The following is a 21,228-nucleotide window of genomic DNA, read 5'->3' as shown; positions in this document are numbered from 1 at the left end:
AACTCCGACTACCACCGATGCTGCTCAACAATTTTGTGCCGAAAACAACCCAACAGCTGCAGATATTCAGGTAAACGAAGCGCCTGTAGTTTGGTACGACGCTCCGACAGGAGGTAATATCGTTGATCCTACTACTGTCCTTACTGACGGAACTTCATATTATGCAGCATATCAAGGCACTACCTGCGAAAGCAGTACTAGATTACAAGTGGATGTAACCGTTAATGACGAACCGACTCCGACTACAGCCGATGCAACCCAAGAGTTCTGCGCTGCTAATAATCCGACTGCTGCGGATATTCAGGTAAACGAAGCACCCGTAGTTTGGTACGACGCTCCGACAGGAGGTAATATAGTTGACCCTACTACTGCCCTTACTGACGGAACTTCATATTATGCAGCATTCCAAGGTGCTACTTGCGAAAGCAGTACTAGATTACAGGTGGATATTACCGTTAATGACGAACCGACTCCGACTACAACCGATGCCGCTCAACAATTTTGTGCCGCAAACAATCCAACAGCTGCAGATATTCAGGTAAATGAAGCGCCCGTAGTTTGGTACGACGCTCCAACAGGAGGTAACGTTGTTGACCCTACTACTGCCCTTATTGACGGAACTTCATATTATGCAGCATATCAAGGAACTACTTGCGAAAGCAGTACTAGATTACAAGTGGATGTAACTGTACTGGAATTAGGAATAGCAACTTTAGATGGTCCCACTCAAAATGTCTGCTACGGCGCTAGCGATTACAATTGCATGTATACTACAGATTCTAACATGTCTAATTATCAATGGATTATCAATGGAGGAACTATTATTAGTGGTGGAGGTATAAATGACGATTTCGTTGAGGTAAACTGGATTATTCATCCTATAGGAAATGTTACTGTAACTTATAATGACTCTGCATTATGTGGAGGCATTGCTTCCAAAAGTTTTGACATTAATATTGTTCCTTGTTCAGATCTTACTATTACCAAAACTGCCGATCATGAAGAAGTTGCTGCCGGAGATACAGTGATATTTACTATTACAGTAAGTAATGGTGGTACTTCAAACGTTACTAATGTTGAAGTTTTAGAAAATTTGCCTTCAGGCTATACCTATGTTTCTCATACAACCTCAACAGGAATATATGATATATCAAATGGGATTTGGAATATTCCAAATTTATATGCCAATTCTTCAGAAACTTTATTAGTAACTGTTCTAGTAAACCCAACAGGTGATTATGTAAATATGGCATCAATCATTAATGACCCTATGGATATGGATCCTGACAACAATGTTGTATTAGCTGAAGTTAGTGTTGTTTGTTTAACTGTTTACAATGAATTTTCGCCAAACAACGATGGAGAAAATGATTTTTTCATAATTGATTGTATTGAAAATTATCCTAACAACAAAATTGAAATTTTCAACAGATACGGAAATGTGGTTTATGAAACTTCCTCTTATGATAATACTTGGAACGGAATAGCGAATGTAAGCGGAGTTGTAAAAAAAGGCGAATATCTACCGAACGGAACCTATTTTTATGTTCTTAAGATTGATGAGCTAAACTATTCTAAAACCGGTTGGCTGTATTTAGCCCGTTAACCCTTTTCTAATTAAAACTTGGTATTATGAAGTATAACACAATTATAATAAGGTTAGCTGTGTTTTTTTCTTTCCTGTTTGGATATGAAACAACAGCACAACAACAACCTCAGTATACACAATATATGTACAATCCCATGAGTATCAATGCCGGTTATACCGGAACAAATGGAACATTAGAAGCTATATTACTACACCGATCGCAATGGGTTGGAATTGACGGCGCTCCTAAAACACAAAACTTCGGTATTCACGGAGAAGTAGGTAACAAAGTAGGATTAGGCTTGAGTGCTACTAATGATAATATTGGGCCAATGAGTCAGCAATATATCAATGCTAATTTTGCTTACAAATTAAACTTGAGTCAAAACACCATATTATCTCTTGGAGTTAATGCAGGTGTAAATCTCATGAATGTAGATTGGTCAAAAGGAAGATACGAAAGTCAAACCGACAATGTCTTCAATAACAATGTCAACAGTAGCAGACTCATAGTAGGTTCAGGTGGATATTTATATGGTGAAAAATGGTATGTAGGTCTTTCTGTTCCAAACTTTTTAATAACAGAATCGTATGACGATGTTGAAGAATCAGTGATCAGACGTAAAGTCCATTACTATTTGCAAGGAGGTTATGTTTTTAATCTAGGAGAAAATCTAAAATTTAAGCCTGCTTTCTTGGCAAAAGTAGTTGAAGGTGCTCCCGCAACTTATGATGTTTCAGCGAACTTTATGTATAAAGAAAAGTTTGTTTTAGGAGCCGGATATCGTTTTACTGATGCTTTTTCCGCTTTAGCCGGATTTCAAGTTTCGCCTTCAATATTTATAGGATATGCCTACGACAGAAGTATTACTGACCTTCAAAAATACAATGATGGTTCACACGAAATTATTTTGAAGTTCAATTTACAGAACAAATCAAAAATTGCTAAATCTCCTAGATTCTTCTAAAAACTTATCCTATGAAAAACATAATTTATATAGTATTACTCCTTTTTTCTAATTTCATTTTAGCGCAAGCTGCATTAGAGAAAGCGAATAAACATTTTGAAGCCATGGAGTTTCAGAGTGCTATTGAAAAGTATGAAAAATACATCGAAAAAAATCAGAAAGTAAGTCAAGATACTTATTTAAAACTGGCCGATTGCTATTTCAATTTAACCGAATATGAAAAAGCAATGAAATGGTATGACAAAGTTTATGAAATGCAGCTTCATACAATGACAGAATATAACTTCTTAAAGTATATTGAATGCTTAAAAGCAAACAGAGGATATGATAAAGCAAACGAACTTTTGAAAACCTATTACAAGGACAATACAGATAAATTGAAACTGTTAGCTTACGAAAAAAGAGAATTAGACTCTCTTGAAAAGAAAGAACCGCTCTTTAAAGTAAAAAATTTAACTATTAACTCTAATAAAGCTGATTTTGGAGCAGTTCGTTACGGAGAAAATAAAGTTATCTTTTATTCGTCAAGAGACACTTCTAGTCTTTCTAAAAAAATGTATTCATGGAATGAGCAACCTTACTTGAATACCTATATTGCAGAAAGAAATCTGACTACAAATGAGTTAACCAACGAAACTGATTTTTTACAAAATTTAAATTCAGACTTTCACGATGCTACTTTAACCTTTTCAGATGATATGAAAACCATCTATTATACTCAAAATTATCTAAAAAAGGGAAAAATGCAAGTAAACAAACAAGGGAACTCAAACTTAAAAATTTTACGGGCAAAGATTAATGGTGAAACTGTTGCTGATATTGAAGTTCTGGAATTTAATGATCCTAGTTATTCTTGTGCTCATCCATGCTTAAGCGATGATGGGAAATATTTGTTTTTCACTTCCGACATGCCCGGAGGATATGGAGAAACAGACATTTATTATTGTGAAGTTTTCTCAGATGGTTCCATTGGTACTCCTGTAAATGCCGGAGCCTATATCAATACTGCCGGAAGAGAAATGTTTCCTTATTTTGAAAATAATATTCTATACTTCTCTTCTGATGGTCATTTCGGTTTAGGAGGTCTGGATATTTTTGAAGCAGAAATGAAAGGAAAAAGTAATTTCCTGTTACCTAAAAATCTGGGAGCACCTGTGAATAGCAATCGTGACGATTTTGCATTTTCCATCTATTCAAAAGATCACTACGGTTACCTTTCGTCTAACCGCTCTTCAGGAAAAGGAGATGATGATATTTATTTCTTTACCAAAGAGAAACCAAGATGTGAACAGTATTTTGAAGGAACGGTTTATGATAAAACAACACAATTACCTGTTGCTAATGCTATTATTACTGTGAAAGATGTTTTTGGAGATGAAACTCAAAAACTACAAAGTGATGAAAAAGGAAATTACAGTATTACTTTGCCATGTAATTCAACTTTCACTGTAACTTTCAGCAAACCTAAATATACTACGGAAACCCTTTCAGCAACTACAACAACTGAACCTAATGAAAAACTAAAAGGCAATAAAGTATACTTAACTAGTTTTGAAAGTTTGGTTGAAAAAGATGGAGATGTGGAAAAGATCAAGGTGAATCCGATTTATTTTGATCTCAACAAATATGCTATCACTCCGAAAGCAGAAACGGAACTTGATAAAGTAGTGTATGCAATGGAAAAATTTCCTGAAATCAAAATTAAAATTGAATCCCACACGGACTCCAGAGGCTCTGATGCTCACAATCTGACGCTGTCTGATAACAGGGCAAAATCCACTCAAACGTATATTCTTTCAAAAGGCATCGCTCCTGATAGAATTGAAAGTGCCATAGGATATGGTGAAACACGCTTAAAAGTAGATTGTCCGAATGGTGTAAAATGTTCAGAAGAACAACATGCTATTAACCGCAGATCTGACTTTATTATTATCAATAAATAATTTTATAGGCACCGGCTCTCTAAAGCGTTAGTTTAAATGAGTCGGTGTTCTTTAAAATTACTTCGCTTTCTAAAGCGAATATAACACCTAAAATTATGAAAACAACATCGACTCACTATTGTAAATACTGCATTAACAAATTAGTTTTAGTAGGATGGCTATTTTCTTTTATTACTGGCTGGTCTCAAGTTGGTGTCAATACCACTTCTCCCAATGCCATGTTAGATGTCAATGGAGACGTCATTATTCAAAATGTACCGGATGCTAGTCCTAGTACTACAGATAAAATTTTGGTTCTTAATAATACAAACAACAGAGTTGAAGCCATAAAATTACCGAAATCCTTTGTAAAAGGAGTTGGTGGTTCTGGGTTTGCAATACTCTCACTAACCTTACTAAGCGGTTGGAACAAAATAAGTTTTCCAAGCTTAGAATTTGATGAAAATGCTGATTTTAGTTTGACAAATCAATCATTTACAGCTCCTATGGATGGAATCTATTATATCACGGTCTATATTAAAATGACTTCTTTGATCAACCTATCCAATTTTGGTGTTGGAATATTTAAGGATTCTTCCGGAACAATTCAACTTATAGCTGATGAAACGTATGATTCTTTATCTGTTACTATTTTAGGAATTGGAGTTACATCTCCACCTACAAGGAGTACACAAACTCTTGTGAAACTAAATCAGGGAGATAAGGTTTATTTTGGCACAAAAAGTTCTAATCTTACTATTTTAAATAATGCAGAAGCTCAATTTTCTATTCATCAAGTCAAATAGTACTAATATTAATTGAAGATCTTTACCAGCATTTCTTTCATTAAATCAAAATCAGTAGTAGAATTTGAGCCAACACCCTTACTTTTGACGTCGATTTCACGAAGTGTATTCACAATTGCACTAACTTTTTTCATAGGATAATTCCTGAATGCTACGTCGTAATCACTCACAAAGTAAGGGTTTATTTTTAAAACCTTTGCCACATTTGCTTTAGACTTATCCTTCAACCCATGATACTGCAATAACTGCAAGAAAAAACTAAAAACCAAGCCATTGGTCACTACTAAAGGATTATCTTTCGGGTTTTTAGCGAAGTAATCTATAATTTTATAGGCTTTTAACTGATCGCGTTCACCAATAGCCTTTCGTAATTCAAATACGTTAAAATCTTTACTGATTCCTATATTTTCTTCAATGTCTTTAGGAGAAATAGTATGCCCCTTCGGTAAAATGATTTTAAGCTTGTCTATTTCATTACTTATTTTCGATAAATCAGTTCCTAAAAATTCTACTAACATAGCTCCAGCCTTAGGTTCAATAGCATAACCTTGCCCATGTAAAACGCGTTTTAACCAATCCCCTACTTGATTTTCATACAACTTTTTGCTTTCAAAAACCAATCCGTTTTTCTCTAATACTTTGGTTACTTTTTTTCGTTTGTCCAAAGTTTTATACTTGTACGCAAAAACTAAAACCGTTGAAGGCTGTGGATTTTCAGCATACGCTTCTAATTTGTCTATCGTTCTGGAAAGCTCCTGAGCTTCTTTTACAATAACCACTTGTTTATCAGCCATCATTGGAAAACGTTTGGCATTGGAAACCACTTCTTCCACTGTAGTATCTCTTCCATACAACACCATTTGATTAAACCCCTTTTCGTCTTCCGTTAGTATATTATCTTCAATAAACTCCGTTAGTTTATCAATATAATAAGGTTCTTCACCCATAAAAAAGTAAATAGGCTTAATATTTCCGGCTTTAATATCTTTGGTAATTTGAATAACTTGATCCATTTTTCAGTATTCAGTTGTTAGTTTACAGTTGGCAGTTGCGTTTAATTACTTAATTTTACAGCATGCAAAAATTGAATTTCCCAACTTATTCCTTTCGGTTCAAAAATAATGAAAATAAAACCTATATTTTTGACGTTATCCGAAAAAAGTTTTTGGTATTGACTCCGGAAGAATGGGTTCGGCAGCATGTTTTACAATTCTTTCTCCAGCATAAAAACTACCCGCTTTCATTTATCAATGTCGAAAAACTAGTAAAAGTTAACGGTACTCAAAAACGCTACGATATTGTGGTGTATCGCAATGATGGTAGCATCTTTCTTTTAGTCGAATGCAAAGCTCCCGAGGTTGCTATTACTCAACATACTTTTGACCAAATAGCACGCTATAACTTAACCCTGAATGCTTCTTATTTAATGGTAACCAATGGTTTAAACCATTATTTTTGTCAAATGGATTTTCAGGAAGAAAAGTACCATTTTTTAACAGATTTACCTACATTTGAAATTCCTAACCTATAAACTAAAGCTACTTTGAACAAAATTGCCATTGTAATCCTAAATTGGAACGGCGGGGAATTACTACGAACATTTTTGCCTTCTGTTATCCAGTTTTCTACGGAAGCTACTATTTATGTAGCCGATAATGCTTCTGCCGATCAATCTATAGAAATTCTTAAAACGGAGTTTCCTTCGGTAAAAATAATCCAGAATAAAGCCAATTATGGTTTTGCTAAAGGATATAACGAAGCTTTAAAATTTGTAGAAGAACCTATTTGGGTTTTAGTAAACAGCGATGTAGAAGTCAGCGAAAATTGGCTCCAACCGGTTTTAGAAATTTTTGAAAATGACGAAAATATAGCGGTGGTTCAACCTAAGATTTTAGATTTTAAAAACAAAACAGCTTTTGAATATGCCGGAGCTGCCGGTGGATTTTTAGACAAATATGGTTTCCCTTTTTGTAGAGGAAGACTTTTTAATACTATTGAGAAAGATCTCAGACAATATGACGATGTAACAGATATTTTCTGGGCTTCCGGTGCTTGCTTTTTTATCAAAAAGCATGTTTTCTGGGAAATGAATGGTTTTGACGAAGATTTCTTTGCCCACCAAGAAGAAATAGATTTATGTTGGCGTATTAACAGCAAGGGCTATAGCATTAAATATTGTGGTTATTCGACCATTTATCACGTGGGCGGCGCTACACTACAAGTAGAAAGTCCGAGAAAAACATTTTTAAATTTCAGAAATTCGCTTTGGATGTTGACCAAAAACCTTCCGAAAGAAAAACTCTTTACCCTTTTATTTTCCAGATTGGTTTTAGATGGCGTTGCCGGCGCTCGTTTTTTCTTTCAAGGATATTTCGCTCATGTTTGGGCTATTTTAAAAGCTCATTTCTATTTTTACCGTTTTCTTCGCAAGAATTTAAAAAAGAGAAAGAAAGCTAATTCAAAGTATTATTATAAAATAAATTCTATCATTTATAGTTATTTTATTAAAGGCAAGAAAACATTTGCTGAATTAATTTAACAATAGTTTAGCTTATAAAATTTTATTTTTCACCTTATTTGTTTCTAATTTTGTATAGAATTTAATCTCATTAACCGATTATGAAAAAAGCAATTGTTTCTATTTTAGTTTTATCGCTTTCTTTAACCTCTTGTGTTTCTAAGAAAAAGTATGCCGAGCTTGAAGCCAAACAAAAACAAACTCAGGATTTGTTAAACACAGCGACAATGAAGTTGAATACTTGTTTAACAGAAAGAGAAGCTTTGGCTAGCCAAGTTGACTATTTGAAGAAAAACAATAGTGATTTAATTAACAGTTCTAAAGAACTTACTGTACTAACGCAAAAAGGAGCACAAAACCTTGAGAAATCGTTAGAGAGTTTAAAAGAAAAAGATTTAAAAATTGCACGTCTTCAAGATGCTTTAACTAAAAAAGACAGTGTAACTCTTGCTTTAGTAACTAGCTTGAAAAAAGAGGTTGGAATGGATGATCCGGATATCAACATTAATGTTGAAAAAGGTGTAGTAATGATTTCAATTGCTGATAATTTATTATTCAAATCAGGAAGTTACGAAGTAAGTGACAAAGCAAAAACTGTTTTGGGAAAAGTTGCTAGAGTAATTAATAGTAAGCCTGATTTTGAATGTATGATTGAAGGTCATACTGATAATGTGCCAATCAAAAATACCGTATTATTAGACAACTGGGATTTATCGGTAAAAAGAGCTACTTCAATTGTTAGAGTTTTACAAACTGATTTCAGTGTAGATCCAAAACAATTAATCCCGGCGGGTAGAAGTTTTTACATTCCTTTAGCAGATAATGATACCCCTGCTAACAGAGCTAAAAACAGAAGAACTCGCGTTATCATCATGCCAAAAATCGATCAATTCTATGAAATGATTGAAACAGAAATGAAAAACATGAGCGACGGAAAATAAACAAATTTAATTTTAATATAACTTAAAATTGAAAAAGGCTGTGAGTATTTGCAGCCTTTTTTCATTTTAGGAAAATAGTATTTTACCTAACGTTATACAACCTATTAGCAAAACCAATAGTAAAGAAATAGTTTTAAACTTATTTTGCGGAATAAAATTCAGAATATATTTGCCCATATAAGTTCCTGAAAAACCAATTACAATTAAAAAAGGAACATAAATTAAATCGTGTTTGTGAATGTAACCGTTACCAAAATAGACAAAAGTGCGGGTAAAATCAATACTAAAATCAATAGCAGCAGAAGTCGCTATAAAAATATCTTTTTCTAAATTAAAAGCAGCCATCGTAATTCCTCTGATTGCGCCTCCTGTTCCCAATAATCCGGCTGTAAATCCGGAAAGTGAACCTCCTATTAAAGTTTCTTTCCTATTGGGTTTAATTTCAAAATCTTTATTCCAAAGAAAAAAAACACTAAATACAATCAAGAAAACACCCAAAATTATTTCCAATATTCCCGAATCGATAAACTTAGTCAACAGCGCTCCAATAATTACAAATACCACTGAAGGAAGTCCTAAACGCAACAATAATTTTTTATCTAAACCTTTTCTGAAAAGAGAAATTTTACTGATATTACTAGCTAAATGAAATATAGCTGTTAGTCCTAAAACGGATTGGAAATCGAAGAAAAATCCAGCCATTGGCACAAAAAACACAGAAGAACCAAATCCACCAATTGTCCCGACAACCTCAGCAATTAAAGTGAATAACAAAAACCAAAAACTTACTTTTTCCAAAATTTAACTTATTATTAATCTTGTAAAAATAAAGAAACTCCTGCAATGAGGAGTTTCTTTAGAAGTATTATTTAAGAAGATCTTCTTCTTATAACTTATTCATGTTGGTTGCCAATGTTTCTATAAATTTACCAATTGGTCCTTTTACCATCATAGCCATCATTGGGTTAAAATCACCTTCAAACTGCAACTGAACTTCACTATTATTAGCATCAAGCTCCACAATATTACCTACTAAAGTAAAAGGTAACTTACTAGATGCAGCACCTAAAACTATTTTACTGTTAGGTGTAGCTTCTTTTTTAACCAATTTAATTTCGGGCATACCTTTTAAACCAAATTCAAAGCAATTTTCATCGATTACTTCAAATTTTGCAATATTTTCCGGCATTAACTTTTCAAAATTTTTGATGTCTGTTAGTGCATTAAAAATATATTCTGCTGATTTTGGTACGCTTACTTTTGGACTTTCTAAATTCATTTTTAATATTTTTTAGTTGTTGATTTCAGATTTCCATTCCGAAGGATTAATTTGCCACTCTTTTAAAGTCGCCAACTCTGCTTCGTCAATATATTGTTTATCAATTGCTTTTTGCAACAAGGTTTCATAATTACTTAATGTAAATACATCTATATTTGCTTCGGCAATTTTTTCTTTTGAAATTTCAAATCCATAGGTAAAAATAGCAGCCATTCCTTTTACGACAGCTCCTTCTCTTTTTAGTGCGTCCACAGCAAGTAAACTACTTCCTCCGGTACTGATTAAATCTTCAACCACTACTACGCTTTGACCTTTTTGTAAAAATCCTTCCACCTGATTTTGTCTTCCGTGTTTTTTAGGCTCCGGACGAACATATACAAATGGCAATCCCATATACTCTGCAACCAAAATTCCAATTCCAATAGCACCTGTAGCCACACCGGCAATTACATCGGGTTTACCAAATTTTTCTTCAATTCTTTTGGCAAATTCCTCACGAATGTAATTTCTAACCGGTGGAAATGAAAGAATTAAACGGTTGTCACAATAAATCGGCGACTTCCAGCCTGAAGCCCATGTAAAAGGATTTTTAGAATTTAATTTAATTGCGTTTATTTGTAAAAGCAATTCGGCTGTTTTCTCGGCAGTATTTCTATTAAAAACCATAGTGCAAATGTATAAAGTTTTTGTTAACGATAAGCCACTTTTTTTAACAAACGAAGTTCAAAAAGAGACCGATTTCCAAATTTTTCTATTGGAAAGCATTGATATTAAAAAACTTATCATAAAAATGTTTCAAAATAAAATTCAAAAAGCATTTTTATATCATCCGGATGAAAAGTTGATAATGAAGACCTTAAAAGCTAAAATTCCGGTAGTAAAAGCTGGCGGAGGACTGGTTTTTAATGCCAAAGGTGAAGTACTTTTTATCTTTAGAAACGGAAAATGGGATTTACCTAAAGGCGGAACTGAGAAAAAAGAAACTATAGAGGAGACGGCGATGCGAGAAGTAGAAGAAGAAACCGGCATAACCGGACTTAAAGTGATCAAACGCTTGGCAAAAACGTATCATGTTTTTAAACGAAATGGTCGTTACAAATTAAAACAAACGTATTGGTTTGAAATGAGAACCAAATTTGAAGGCACTCCTGAAGGTCAAGCAGAAGAAGGAATTGAAAAAGTCGTTTGGGTAAAACCTGAAGAAATTCCGGCACTTTTAGAAAACTCATACGAAAACATCAAACTTCTTTTCGAAAAAGAAAAAGAACAAGCTAAAATTTAATTTATAAGCCTGCTGTATGAAAAAAAATATAACACTAGTACTTTCGGGTGGCGGCGCAAGAGGAATTGCTCACATAGGTGTTATTGAAGAGCTCGTTCGTATGGGATATACGATCAATTCGATTTCCGGAACTTCTATGGGTGCCCTTGTTGGCGGGATTTATGCAGTAGGTAAATTAGACGAATTTAAACAGTGGCTTTTTAAAATTAACAAACAGCGTATTTTTCAGCTTATTGATTTTAGTTTTTCTTCGCAAGGTTTAGTAAAAGGGGAACGTATTTTCAGAGAAATCAAAACCTTTATTCCTGATGCTAATATTGAAGACCTTATTATTCCTTATGCCGCTACAGCGTATGATATTGCGAATTATAGAGAAGTTGTTTTTAAACAAGGAAGTCTATTTAATGCCATTAGAGCTTCGATCTCAATTCCAACGGTTCTTACACCGGTTGTGATGGGAAATGCGGTCTTGGTAGACGGTGGCGTGGCTAATAATGTTCCGATTAACAATGCTATTCGAAGTGAAAATGATTTGCTAGTTGCAGTTCACGTTAATGCGGAAGTGGTCGATAACAAAATTTCGGTAACACATGAAAAAGATCTAAAAGCATTACAATTGATGGATGATCATGAATTGCATAGCAAAGGAAAAGAGCGCACAAAGCGACTGAACTATTTTAATTTGGTCAACAATACTATGGCAACTATGACCAATCACATGTCGACTTTAATGATGGAACAAACACCACCTGATGCCTTAATAGAAATTTCCAGAGATTGCTGCGGTATTTTTGAATTCTACAGAGCTCAAGAATTAGTAGAAATTGGTCGACAAGCCTTTCGAGATAAAGTAGAAGAAATTGAAAGACTTGCTACGCTAAAAGAATAACAAGCTTTTTTATTAATTTTTTCCGGGCATTACATTATATGTTGGATCTTCCATAATATTTACATCAATTACCGCTTCAGCGTTTTTTAGTAGACTCACACAATCGTGACTTAAATGACGTAAATAAACCGTTTTCCCTTCTTTAGCATATTTACCGGTTAGCAAATTAACAGCTTCAATAGCGCTCATATCGGCAATTCGGCTTTCAGCAAAATCAATGATAATTTCTTTAGGATCGTTGGTTATATCAAATTTTTCCGCGAATGCTGTGGTAGAACCAAAAAACAACGGTCCGAAAATTTCATAATGCTTCACTCCTTTTTCATCAACATATTTTCTAGCTCTAATTCGTTTAGCATTTTCCCATGCAAAAACCAAAGCCGAAATTATAACACCAATCAAAACCGCTAACGCCAAATTGTGCATAAAAATAGTAATCGCCATTACAACCACCATTACAATAATATCAGATTTTGGCATTTTGTTCCAAACCTTAAAACTAGTCCATTCAAAAGTTCCGATGGCCACCATAATCATTACGCCGGTTAAAGCTGCCATGGGTAACAATTCAATAACGGGTGCAGCAAACAAAATAACAGCTAAAATGGTCAACGCACCAATAATTCCCGCCAAACGAGCTCTTGAACCTGCTGATAAATTTACCAGAGTTTGGGCAATCATTGGGCAACCACCCATTCCGAAAAAAAAACCATTGGCAATATTTGCCGTTCCTTGCGCCAAACATTCTCTGTTACTATTTCCTTTGGTTCCGGTAATCTCATCCACTAAATTCAAAGTCAAAAGACCTTCTGTTAAACCAACGCCTGCCATGACTAAACCATACGGAAAAATAATTTGTAACGCTTCCCATGTCAATGGAATTTGAGGAATATGAAAAGGTGGTAACGTTCCGCTTACCGATGCAATGTCTTTTACTTGTTTGGTATCAATCTGGAAAACTAAAACTACTGCAAAAACAATCATAATAGCCACTAAGGAAGCCGGAATAGCTTTGGTAATCTTAGGAAAGAAATACACAATTCCTATGGTTAATGCCACCAAGCCTAGCATAATGAACAATGGCGAACCCGAAAGCCAAACTTTTTCTCCGCCAACCAAAGTTTTAAACTGCTCTAATTGTGACATAAAAATAACGACAGCCAATCCGTTTACAAAACCGTACATCACAGGCTGCGGAACCAATCGGATGAATTTTCCGAGTTTAAAAATTCCGACTAAAATTTGTAAAACGCCCGCTACAATCAACGCACCAAAAACATAATCTAATCCGTGTGATTTCATTAAAGCAATCAAAACAATAACCGTTGCTCCTGCTCCACCCGAAATCAATCCCGGACGACCGCCTAGAATAGCTGTAATAATTCCCATCAAAAAGGCGCCATACAACCCTACTAGAGGAGGAAAATCGGCTAAAATAGCAAATGACAACGATTCGGGAATCATAGTCATAGCGACCGTTAATCCGGCTAAAATTTCTGTTTTATAGTTTACTTTTTGGGAGAAATCGAAAAGATTCAATACTTTTTGCATAGTGAAGAACTCATTTTGGGCTTAAAAAGCGGCAAAGATAAGGATTTCTAAATTAAGACTTAGTTAAGTCTAATTACAGCAAACGTTCCAAAACGCCTTTTCGTTTAACGATATTTTTATAATCCCATTGAATTGTTTTGGATTTATGAAACCAACGAACCAAATCTTCTGTATTGATTTGAGAAACATCAGTATAGTGCATTTCGGCAGCTTTAAACTTACCTTCGTTCTGCAATTGTTGTTCGTCAAAAGATTGACCGCTCCAAAACAAAAGTCGGATACAGTTTTTAAGTTTACTATATCCGACAATTGGATTACCATTTATAAACCATACCGGATGCGCATGCCAGATTTTACTTTCGGCTTCCGGGAAGTCTTTATCTATTTCTTGAGCCAACACAAAGCAAATTTCTTTTTCAACTTCTGTTTGTTGCTCGTTATATGCTTTAATTTCAGGATTCATTTAGCTCCCATATTTGTTGATGATCGCCATTTGCCCTGCGTGATAAGCGGTGTGAGAAATAATTCTACCAAAAGACTCTGCTTTCGTTTTAGTTCCAAACTCAACTGTTGTAATTGTTGTTTCCCAATCTTCATCGGTTTGTTGTCGGACGATGTTTAACAAGGTTTGAAACGAATGCTCAACATATTCCTTCAATTCATTTAAATCAGTCCAATGTCCTGTATCTTTTTGATCAATAACCGTTTTAGCAATCACTTTTACCGAATGATCTCCAAAAACATTTTTGCTGAACAATAACTCTACATCGCCAATATGCCTGATGAGAAAACCAACAGAATTTTGAGATGGCGACAGTTTTTTAGTCAAATCACTTTCCGACAATCCTTGAAGTTGATTGGTAAATCGGGTTCTGGATTCTATCCAAAGCTCAATTAATGTTTCTGTTTTGGTTTTCATAGTTGTTTATTTATTCACTTGAACTGATTCGGGAACTAATTTTGATATATCACCACCATTTCGCAATACATCACGAACAATACTTGATGAGATAAAAGAAGTTCGGGCAGCGGTTAACAAGAATACGGTTTCAATTTTTGACATCACACGATTAGTATGCGCGATGGCTTTTTCAAATTCGAAATCGGCAGGATTACGCAATCCTCTTAAGATGAAATCGGCTTTTTCCTTTTTACATAAATCAATAGTCAATCCTTGGTAGGTTATCACCTTTACTTTAGGTTCGTCTTTAAAAGCTTCTTCTATAAATCGTTTGCGTTCTTCTAAAGAAAACATATATTTTTTTTCGGCATTAACACCAATAGCAACAATTACTTCATCAAATAAAGAAGCTCCTCTGGTAATAATATCGAAATGTCCGTTAGTTATCGGATCAAAAGATCCCGGGAAAATAGCACGTCTACTCATCTTTTCTATTTAAGTCTTTGGATCATATTATTGATTGTGTATTGGTTATATTCCCCACTTTCAACTAAATATTCTCCTTTTTTATTAATAATCATTACGCCATAACATGTTCCTTTTACATTAAAGAAATGTTTTAGGAAATAATGCCCTACATCATCATAATGCGTTTCAAAATCCAAAATGGGTTTAGCATATAACTTATCGGCATATACATAAATATTGCGACAATCTGTTAGATCCACATTAGGATACACCGAATTTTCAAACCAGTCTTGTGTAGCTTGTAATCCGTCATAGATACTAAAAGTACATTCGTCCTTTAGACCTTTAAAATTGACAATTAAAACTTGTTCTTTGGTCCAATTATAGGTTTCTTTGATTGTTTTCAATTGGTCTTTGGGTAAAGTTTTAATTTCCTGCGGAACTTTTACTTCTTTTTTAGTAGTTACTTTAATTTCGGAATTATCAACAGAAGAGGCTTTTTTCAATACTTTCATCTGTGACCACGATTGTTGTCCCAAAAAGCACAACAAAACGATTAAAAACGGAATTGATTTTTTCATAACAAATTAATTTTTAAGTGCCAATTCGATAGCATTTTCAAAAAGTTGACTTAATGAGATACCTGCTTCTCTGGCTTGTTGTGGCAGAATACTTTCATTAGTCATTCCTGGAATGGTATTCATTTCAAGCATGTGAGGTTCTCCGTTTACGATGATAAATTCGCTACGAGAGAAACCTTTCATCTTTAATATTTCGTATGCCCTTTTAGCAGTTTGCTCTACTTTCATTTTGATTTCTTCAGAAATTCTGGCCGGAGTAATCTCTTGTGATTTCCCTAAATATTTGGCTTCATAATCAAAAAAATCATTCTCCGAAACTATTTCCGTAATAGGCAAAACCATAATTTTTCCTTGATAATTGATGACACCTACCGAAACTTCCGTACCTTCTAAAAAACTTTCAATGATAATTTCATTATCTTCCTTATATGCGTTTTCAATAGCCGGAAGTAATTCACTTTCTTCTTTTACTTTTGAAATTCCAAAACTAGAACCCGACTTATTTGGTTTTACAAAACAAGGCAGTCCTACTAAGTTAATAATTTCTGCTGAATGAATCAAATCGCCTTGGTTCAAATAAAAAGATTTAGCGGTTTTAATGCCGTAAGGCTTCAACACAGAAAGCAAATCGCGCTTGTTAAATGTCAAAGCTGCTTGATAATAATCACAAGAAGTTTGAGGAATTCCTAGTAATTCCAAATAAGCCTGCATTAATCCGTCTTCTCCCGGAGTTCCGTGAATGGCATTAAAAACCACATCAAAGATTACTTTTTTGCCCTTTATTTCTATAGAAAAATCATGTTTATTCACCATCGTTTCCTGTTCATTATCATCTACATAAACCCATTTATCTTTAAAAATATGAATGCGATAAGCTGTATATTTTGTCTTATCTAAATTTTGAAATACAACATTTCCACTGGTTAAAGAAATTTTATATTCACTCGAATATCCGCCCATTATAATGGCAACATTTTTCATAAGTAATCGTTATATAGTATAACAAAATTACATTATTTATTGATAAGTATAAATGTTTTGTATTTTATATCTTTGCTGAAATAACATTTTTTATTTATGAGCTTACGTAAGTTTTTAACAAGTAAAGTTTTTTTTATTCAACTGGCAATTGCCTTGGGGATTATTGTGGTTTTAGTTATACTGGTAATGAACCTGTTAAGTTTTAAAACTAATCATGGAGAAGAGATCAAAGTTCCCGATTTATCTAAAATGCAATTAAAAATTGCCGAGGAAAAATTAAAAGAACTAGATTTAGAACTTATTTTATTAGATACGGTTGATTTCCATCCGGATATGCCTCCTTTTTCTATTGTTGAACAAGATCCGAAAGCAGGAAATTCAGTAAAAAGCGGACGTAAAATCTATATTAAGCTCAATTCTGGTGAATATGACGATATTACTATTCCTGATTTTAAAGAAAAAACGTATCGCCAAATGAGTGCTAACCTTAAATCATTAGGTGTACAGGAAGGAAGTAAAACGTATAGAAAAAGCATTGCTAAAGATGTTGTCCTTCAATTAATGCAAAATGGCAAAAAACTTAAAAAAGGCGACAAAGTAAAGAAAAACTCTAAAATTGATTTTGTTCTTGGTGACGGAAAAGCAATGTTTGACGGAACAAATATTCACTCAGATACTACCCAAAACGATAATCCTGAAATAGAACAGCCGAATGAATAATCAAGAAATTGATAACGAATTAGAAGACGAATTATACGAGCATCATAAGTTTGAAGTTGCTAAAGGGCAACAATCACTTCGTATTGATAAGTTTTTGATGAATTTAATTGAAAACACTACACGAAGTAAAATTCAAAAAGCTGCTGATGCCGGAAATATTTTAGTTAATGATATTCCTGTAAAATCAAATCACAAGGTAAAACCAAATGATGTTATCAAAGTGATGTTTGAGCATCCGCCTTATGAACATTTGCTTAAAGGCGAAAATATTCCTTTGGATATCGTTTACGAAGATGACCAATTGCTTGTAATCAACAAAACTGCCGGAATGGTAGTTCATCCCGGACACGGAAATTATTCGGGAACTTTAGTAAATGCATTGGCTTATCATTTTGACAATTTGCCTATGAACAGTTCAGAACGTCCTGGTTTAGTACACCGAATTGATAAAGATACTTCCGGATTATTAGTCGTGGCTAAAACAGAATTAGCTATGGATTATTTGACCAAGCAATTTGCCGAAAAAACATCGGAACGTGAGTACTTAGCTTTGGTTTGGGGAAATATGGAAGAAGACGAAGGAACAGTTGAAGGTAATATTGACCGTCATCCTACTAATAGAATGCAAATGGCTGTTTTTCCTGATGGAGAAAGAGGCAGACATGCCGTAACACATTATAAAGTTTTAGAACGATTAGGCTATGTAACGCTAGTTTCTTGCCGATTAGAAACCGGAAGAACGCACCAAATCAGAGTTCACATGAAACACATTGGTCACACTCTTTTTAATGACGAACGCTACGGCGGAAATGCCATTTTGAAAGGTACCACTTTTACCAAATACAAACAATTTGTAGATAATTGCTTCAAAGTTTTACCAAGACAGGCGCTACATGCCAAAACCTTAGGCTTTGAACATCCGATTTCTAAAGAATTTTTACGCTTTAATTCGGAAATTCCTCAAGACATGCAAGATTGTATTGAAAAATGGAGAGTGTATTCTAAATTTCAACAACTGGAAGAAGATTTATAAATAAAAAAACCGAGCAATGCTCGGTTTTTTATGTTTTCAATACAATCTGATTTTATTTAGACCATTCTGCAATACTGTCTTTATTCATTTTTACATAATCAGCATTTCCTGCTTTTGTTGCGCCATCTAAAGAATATTTAGCAGTCTCAATAGCTCCTTTTTTATCTCCTAATTTAGCCTGAATCAATGATTTTAATCTCAAATACCAAAATGGAGCATCTTCTCCTGCAGGTGTCATTGAAATTGCATTATTAACCCAAGACAAAGCTTTTTTCAAATCATTATTAGTTTGATAATAATATGTCGCTGCTGAATAATAATCGTTCATTGAAGGTCCGGCTAATACTTTCTCAATACTTTTCATAGCCAATTCATTTGTTGGGACTGTAAAAGGAACTGAAATGATTGTTCTTTCCCAAGCCAAATCTAATGTAGCTCCATCATTAGTTACATTGTTAATAGCAATAGTAAAAGATTCGATTGATTTTCCAATTGTTTCCGGTTTTACCGATGTACGTAAAGCAACTTTCTTTTCGTCCCATGTTTCCGGTAATCCCCAATTGTTAGTATCTGTATAGAAAATAATATCCCAACTATCAGCTTTTGGTGTGGTATATAAAGCGTATTTTCCTTTTTTTAGCTCTTTTCCATTAATGGTTACATTATCGCTAAAATTAACCGTTGTATTAGAGTTAGCACCTGTTCTCCAATTTTTTCCATAAGGCACTAATTCACCATAAACTGTTCTTCCTTTTGCACTAGGACGACAATATTCGATTTCTACATCAGTTAATCCAACTGTTTGATCTACTTTAGCATACGGACTTGCTTGTGGTGTTTTTACCTGAGCTGAAGCCATATTCCCCATTAATGCTAAAAAAGCAACAACAATAATCTTTTTCATTATAATTCTAAAATTTTATTTGATTCGCTACGAATTTACTAAAATTATTTTTCTTCAATTGTTAACCAATTCCTAAAAAGATTTTTTATTTTGTTTAATATTTTGATTAATTTTGTTAAACAAAATAACGTTATGAAAATTTATCGTTTACATACGGTTCAAAAATTACCCATTTCTCTTGATGAAGCTTGGGCATTTTTCTCTGATCCAAAAAACTTAAAAACAATTACGCCTGATTATATGGGGTTTAATATTGTAAGCGGTGCTGAAAAGCAAATGTTTTCCGGTCAAATCATTCAATATATTGTAACTCCCCTTTTAGGAATTAAAACCAAATGGGTCACTGAAATTACTCATGTGGTTCCACAACAGCATTTTGTAGACGAACAACGGTTTGGTCCTTATGCACTTTGGCATCACAAACATTTTTTCAAAGCTATTGAAGGCGGAATTGAAATGGAAGATATTGTAGATTACAAATTACCCATGGGAATACTTGGGCAATTGGTTCATCCGTTTTTAGTAAAACCAAAGTTGGAAGAAATCTTTCAATACCGTCAACAAAAATTAATTGATTTATTTGGGACATATTAGAAGAGAAGATGATTGTTTTTTGGTTCAGAAGAGATTTACGTTTAGAGGACAACATCGGATTGTATCACGCTTTACAATCGGGTGAAGAAGTATTGCCTATTTTTATTTTTGATCTGGCTATTTTATCGGAATTGCCAAAGGATGATGCACGAGTTACCTTTATTCATCAGCAATTAGCAAAAATTCAAAAACAATTGGAAGAAATAGGAAAGTCATTGGCTGTTTTTATGAATAATCCCGTTACTGTTTTTGAAAAACTGATTGAAGAACATACCATTACTTCGGTTTACACCAATCACGATTACGAACCTTTTGCCCGAAAACGCGATAAAACCGTTTATCAATTGCTCAAGCAACGCGACATTGATTTTAAAACGTGTAAAGACCAAGTCATTTTTGAGAAAGATGAAATTGTTAAAGATGATGGTTCGCCTTATGTAGTTTTTACACCGTATTCTAAAAAATGGAAAGAAAAATGGAGTCAGAAACAAATTCAAAATTATCCATCTGAAAAATTATTGACGAATATTGGAGCTCATTCCTATCCATTTTTAAGTTTAACCCAAATTGGTTTTGAAAAGTCTGTAATTCAAGTTCAGCCTTATACTATTGCGGATCAACTGATTTCAAATTACGAAGAAACACGAAACTTTCCGGCGCAAAACGGAACGTCATTTTTGAGTACACATTTGCGTTTTGGTACGGTTTCCATTCGGAAAATAGCACAAAAAGCAGATTCCTTTTCGAATAAAACCTTTTTAAACGAATTGATTTGGCGCGAATTTTTCATGCAGATTCTTTGGCATTTTCCACATACTGTAACTAAAAGTTTTAAACCGCAATATGATGCTATTCCTTGGAATACTGACGAAAAAAACTTTCAACTGTGGTGCGAAGGAAAAACCGGTTATCCTTTTGTAGATGCGGGAATGAGAGAATTAAACGCTACCGGACACATGCACAATCGCGTTCGGATGATTGTTGCGAGTTTTCTATGCAAACACTTACTAATTGATTGGCGTTGGGGCGAAACGTATTTTGCTCAAAAACTTTTAGATTATGAACAATCGAGTAATGTGGGGAACTGGCAATGGGCTGCCGGAAGTGGTGTTGATGCTGCTCCGTATTTTAGAATTTTCAATCCCGCAGAGCAAATTAAAAAGTTTGATGCAGAATACAAATACATCAAAAAATGGGTTCCGGAATGGAACACTTCATCTTATCCGGAACCTATAGTAGATCATAAAGAAGCACGTGAAAAATGTTTGGCAACCTACAAAAAAGCGTTAGCTGAACAGTAAA

The 21,228-nt window shown here is 34.1% G+C and carries 24 protein-coding genes; 13 read left to right on the top strand and 11 right to left on the bottom strand.

Going from position 1 to position 21,228, the window contains the following annotated elements; all coding sequences use genetic code 11:
* The 4 genes from ACUSJC_RS11680 to ACUSJC_RS11665 form a co-directional block, all read left to right on the top strand.
* Positions 1 to 1,606, top strand: a 1,606-nt coding sequence (locus ACUSJC_RS11680) for a T9SS type B sorting domain-containing protein (protein ID WP_449269744.1), incomplete at its 5' end; no start/stop codon positions are given.
* A gap of 26 nt (positions 1,607 to 1,632) precedes the next feature.
* Positions 1,633 to 2,556: a PorP/SprF family type IX secretion system membrane protein gene (locus ACUSJC_RS11675; RefSeq protein ID WP_449269743.1), complete on the top strand. Its 924-nt coding sequence runs from the start codon at positions 1,633 to 1,635 to the stop codon at positions 2,554 to 2,556.
* An 11-nt stretch (positions 2,557 to 2,567) separates the two neighbouring features.
* Positions 2,568 to 4,499, top strand: a complete 1,932-nt coding sequence (locus ACUSJC_RS11670) for an OmpA family protein (protein WP_449269742.1) — start codon at positions 2,568 to 2,570, stop codon at positions 4,497 to 4,499.
* 95 nt (positions 4,500 to 4,594) lie between these two features.
* The gene (locus tag ACUSJC_RS11665; protein WP_449269741.1) at positions 4,595 to 5,284 is read left to right on the top strand and encodes a C1q-like domain-containing protein; all 690 of its coding nucleotides are present in this window, start codon (positions 4,595 to 4,597) and stop codon (positions 5,282 to 5,284) included.
* 8 nt (positions 5,285 to 5,292) lie between these two features.
* On the opposite strand, the gene holA is transcribed toward ACUSJC_RS11665, so the two are convergent.
* Positions 5,293 to 6,297: a DNA polymerase III subunit delta gene (gene holA, locus ACUSJC_RS11660; protein WP_449269740.1), complete on the bottom strand. Its 1,005-nt coding sequence runs from the start codon at positions 6,295 to 6,297 to the stop codon at positions 5,293 to 5,295.
* A 62-nt stretch (positions 6,298 to 6,359) separates the two neighbouring features.
* Between holA and ACUSJC_RS11655 the strand changes: the two genes are divergently transcribed.
* The 3 genes from ACUSJC_RS11655 to ACUSJC_RS11645 all read left to right on the top strand — a co-directional run bounded on the left by ACUSJC_RS11655 (position 6,360) and on the right by ACUSJC_RS11645 (position 8,743).
* A complete protein-coding gene (locus ACUSJC_RS11655) occupies positions 6,360 to 6,815 on the top strand; it encodes a type I restriction enzyme HsdR N-terminal domain-containing protein (RefSeq protein ID WP_449269739.1) in 456 nt (151 codons plus the stop codon).
* Between the two features lie 12 nt (positions 6,816 to 6,827).
* Positions 6,828 to 7,823: a glycosyltransferase family 2 protein gene (locus ACUSJC_RS11650; protein WP_449269738.1), complete on the top strand. Its 996-nt coding sequence runs from the start codon at positions 6,828 to 6,830 to the stop codon at positions 7,821 to 7,823.
* 80 nt (positions 7,824 to 7,903) lie between these two features.
* Positions 7,904 to 8,743, top strand: coding sequence for an OmpA family protein (locus ACUSJC_RS11645; protein WP_449269737.1), 840 nt, complete (start codon positions 7,904 to 7,906; stop codon positions 8,741 to 8,743).
* A gap of 66 nt (positions 8,744 to 8,809) precedes the next feature.
* Here ACUSJC_RS11645 and ACUSJC_RS11640 read toward each other — a convergent pair whose 3' ends face one another.
* From ACUSJC_RS11640 to pyrE, 3 genes are all read right to left on the bottom strand, one after another.
* Entirely contained in the window at positions 8,810 to 9,541 is a 732-nt protein-coding gene (locus tag ACUSJC_RS11640; RefSeq protein WP_449269736.1) for a sulfite exporter TauE/SafE family protein, read from the bottom strand.
* Between the two features lie 88 nt (positions 9,542 to 9,629).
* Positions 9,630 to 10,022 (bottom strand): SRPBCC family protein, encoded by a 393-nt coding sequence (locus ACUSJC_RS11635; RefSeq protein ID WP_449269735.1) that lies wholly within the window; start codon positions 10,020 to 10,022, stop codon positions 9,630 to 9,632.
* Between the two features lie 12 nt (positions 10,023 to 10,034).
* A complete protein-coding gene (gene pyrE / locus ACUSJC_RS11630; protein WP_449269734.1) occupies positions 10,035 to 10,688 on the bottom strand; it encodes an orotate phosphoribosyltransferase in 654 nt (217 codons plus the stop codon).
* 7 nt (positions 10,689 to 10,695) lie between these two features.
* Between pyrE and ACUSJC_RS11625 the strand changes: the two genes are divergently transcribed.
* Together ACUSJC_RS11625 and ACUSJC_RS11620 are read left to right on the top strand one after the other, a co-directional pair.
* Positions 10,696 to 11,304, top strand: a complete 609-nt coding sequence (locus tag ACUSJC_RS11625) for an NUDIX hydrolase (RefSeq protein ID WP_449269733.1) — start codon at positions 10,696 to 10,698, stop codon at positions 11,302 to 11,304.
* A 16-nt stretch (positions 11,305 to 11,320) separates the two neighbouring features.
* Positions 11,321 to 12,193 (top strand): patatin-like phospholipase family protein, encoded by an 873-nt coding sequence (locus tag ACUSJC_RS11620; RefSeq protein WP_449269732.1) that lies wholly within the window; start codon positions 11,321 to 11,323, stop codon positions 12,191 to 12,193.
* A gap of 12 nt (positions 12,194 to 12,205) precedes the next feature.
* Here the strand turns inward: ACUSJC_RS11620 and ACUSJC_RS11615 are convergent, their stop codons facing one another.
* The 6 genes from ACUSJC_RS11615 to ACUSJC_RS11590 all read right to left on the bottom strand — a co-directional run bounded on the left by ACUSJC_RS11615 (position 12,206) and on the right by ACUSJC_RS11590 (position 16,675).
* A complete protein-coding gene (locus tag ACUSJC_RS11615) occupies positions 12,206 to 13,744 on the bottom strand; it encodes a SulP family inorganic anion transporter (protein ID WP_449269731.1) in 1,539 nt (512 codons plus the stop codon).
* Positions 13,745 to 13,817: 73 nt separating this feature from the next.
* Positions 13,818 to 14,207: a DUF1801 domain-containing protein gene (locus ACUSJC_RS11610; RefSeq protein ID WP_449269730.1), complete on the bottom strand. Its 390-nt coding sequence runs from the start codon at positions 14,205 to 14,207 to the stop codon at positions 13,818 to 13,820.
* Positions 14,208 to 14,663: a DinB family protein gene (locus ACUSJC_RS11605; RefSeq protein WP_449269729.1), complete on the bottom strand. Its 456-nt coding sequence runs from the start codon at positions 14,661 to 14,663 to the stop codon at positions 14,208 to 14,210.
* 6 nt (positions 14,664 to 14,669) lie between these two features.
* Positions 14,670 to 15,131, bottom strand: a complete 462-nt coding sequence (gene coaD / locus ACUSJC_RS11600; protein WP_449269728.1) for a pantetheine-phosphate adenylyltransferase — start codon at positions 15,129 to 15,131, stop codon at positions 14,670 to 14,672.
* Positions 15,132 to 15,136: 5 nt separating this feature from the next.
* Positions 15,137 to 15,694, bottom strand: coding sequence for a hypothetical protein (locus ACUSJC_RS11595; RefSeq protein WP_449269727.1), 558 nt, complete (start codon positions 15,692 to 15,694; stop codon positions 15,137 to 15,139).
* A gap of 6 nt (positions 15,695 to 15,700) precedes the next feature.
* The gene (locus tag ACUSJC_RS11590) at positions 15,701 to 16,675 is read right to left on the bottom strand and encodes a D-alanine--D-alanine ligase (protein WP_449269726.1); all 975 of its coding nucleotides are present in this window, start codon (positions 16,673 to 16,675) and stop codon (positions 15,701 to 15,703) included.
* 96 nt (positions 16,676 to 16,771) lie between these two features.
* Between ACUSJC_RS11590 and ACUSJC_RS11585 the strand changes: the two genes are divergently transcribed.
* Positions 16,772 to 17,395: a PASTA domain-containing protein gene (locus ACUSJC_RS11585; protein WP_449269725.1), complete on the top strand. Its 624-nt coding sequence runs from the start codon at positions 16,772 to 16,774 to the stop codon at positions 17,393 to 17,395.
* Entirely contained in the window at positions 17,388 to 18,428 is a 1,041-nt protein-coding gene (locus tag ACUSJC_RS11580) for an RluA family pseudouridine synthase (protein WP_449269724.1), read from the top strand. The genes ACUSJC_RS11585 and ACUSJC_RS11580 overlap by 8 nt, the downstream gene beginning before the upstream one ends.
* A gap of 52 nt (positions 18,429 to 18,480) precedes the next feature.
* Here ACUSJC_RS11580 and ACUSJC_RS11575 read toward each other — a convergent pair whose 3' ends face one another.
* Positions 18,481 to 19,332 carry a DUF2911 domain-containing protein gene (locus ACUSJC_RS11575; RefSeq protein WP_449269723.1) on the bottom strand — a complete coding sequence of 284 codons (852 nt, stop codon included), beginning with the start codon at positions 19,330 to 19,332 and terminating at the stop codon, positions 18,481 to 18,483.
* A 132-nt stretch (positions 19,333 to 19,464) separates the two neighbouring features.
* On the opposite strand from ACUSJC_RS11575, the gene ACUSJC_RS11570 reads away from it, so the two are divergent.
* Both ACUSJC_RS11570 and ACUSJC_RS11565 read left to right on the top strand, forming a co-directional pair.
* Positions 19,465 to 19,926: an SRPBCC family protein gene (locus ACUSJC_RS11570; protein ID WP_449269722.1), complete on the top strand. Its 462-nt coding sequence runs from the start codon at positions 19,465 to 19,467 to the stop codon at positions 19,924 to 19,926.
* An 8-nt stretch (positions 19,927 to 19,934) separates the two neighbouring features.
* Positions 19,935 to 21,227, top strand: coding sequence for a cryptochrome/photolyase family protein (locus tag ACUSJC_RS11565; protein WP_449269721.1), 1,293 nt, complete (start codon positions 19,935 to 19,937; stop codon positions 21,225 to 21,227).
* Position 21,228 lies beyond the last annotated feature (1 nt).

Source organism: Flavobacterium sp. U410, assembly GCF_053570605.1.
Note: the sequence above shows the minus strand (reverse complement) of the source record. Positions and strands in the feature narration are given on the sequence as shown.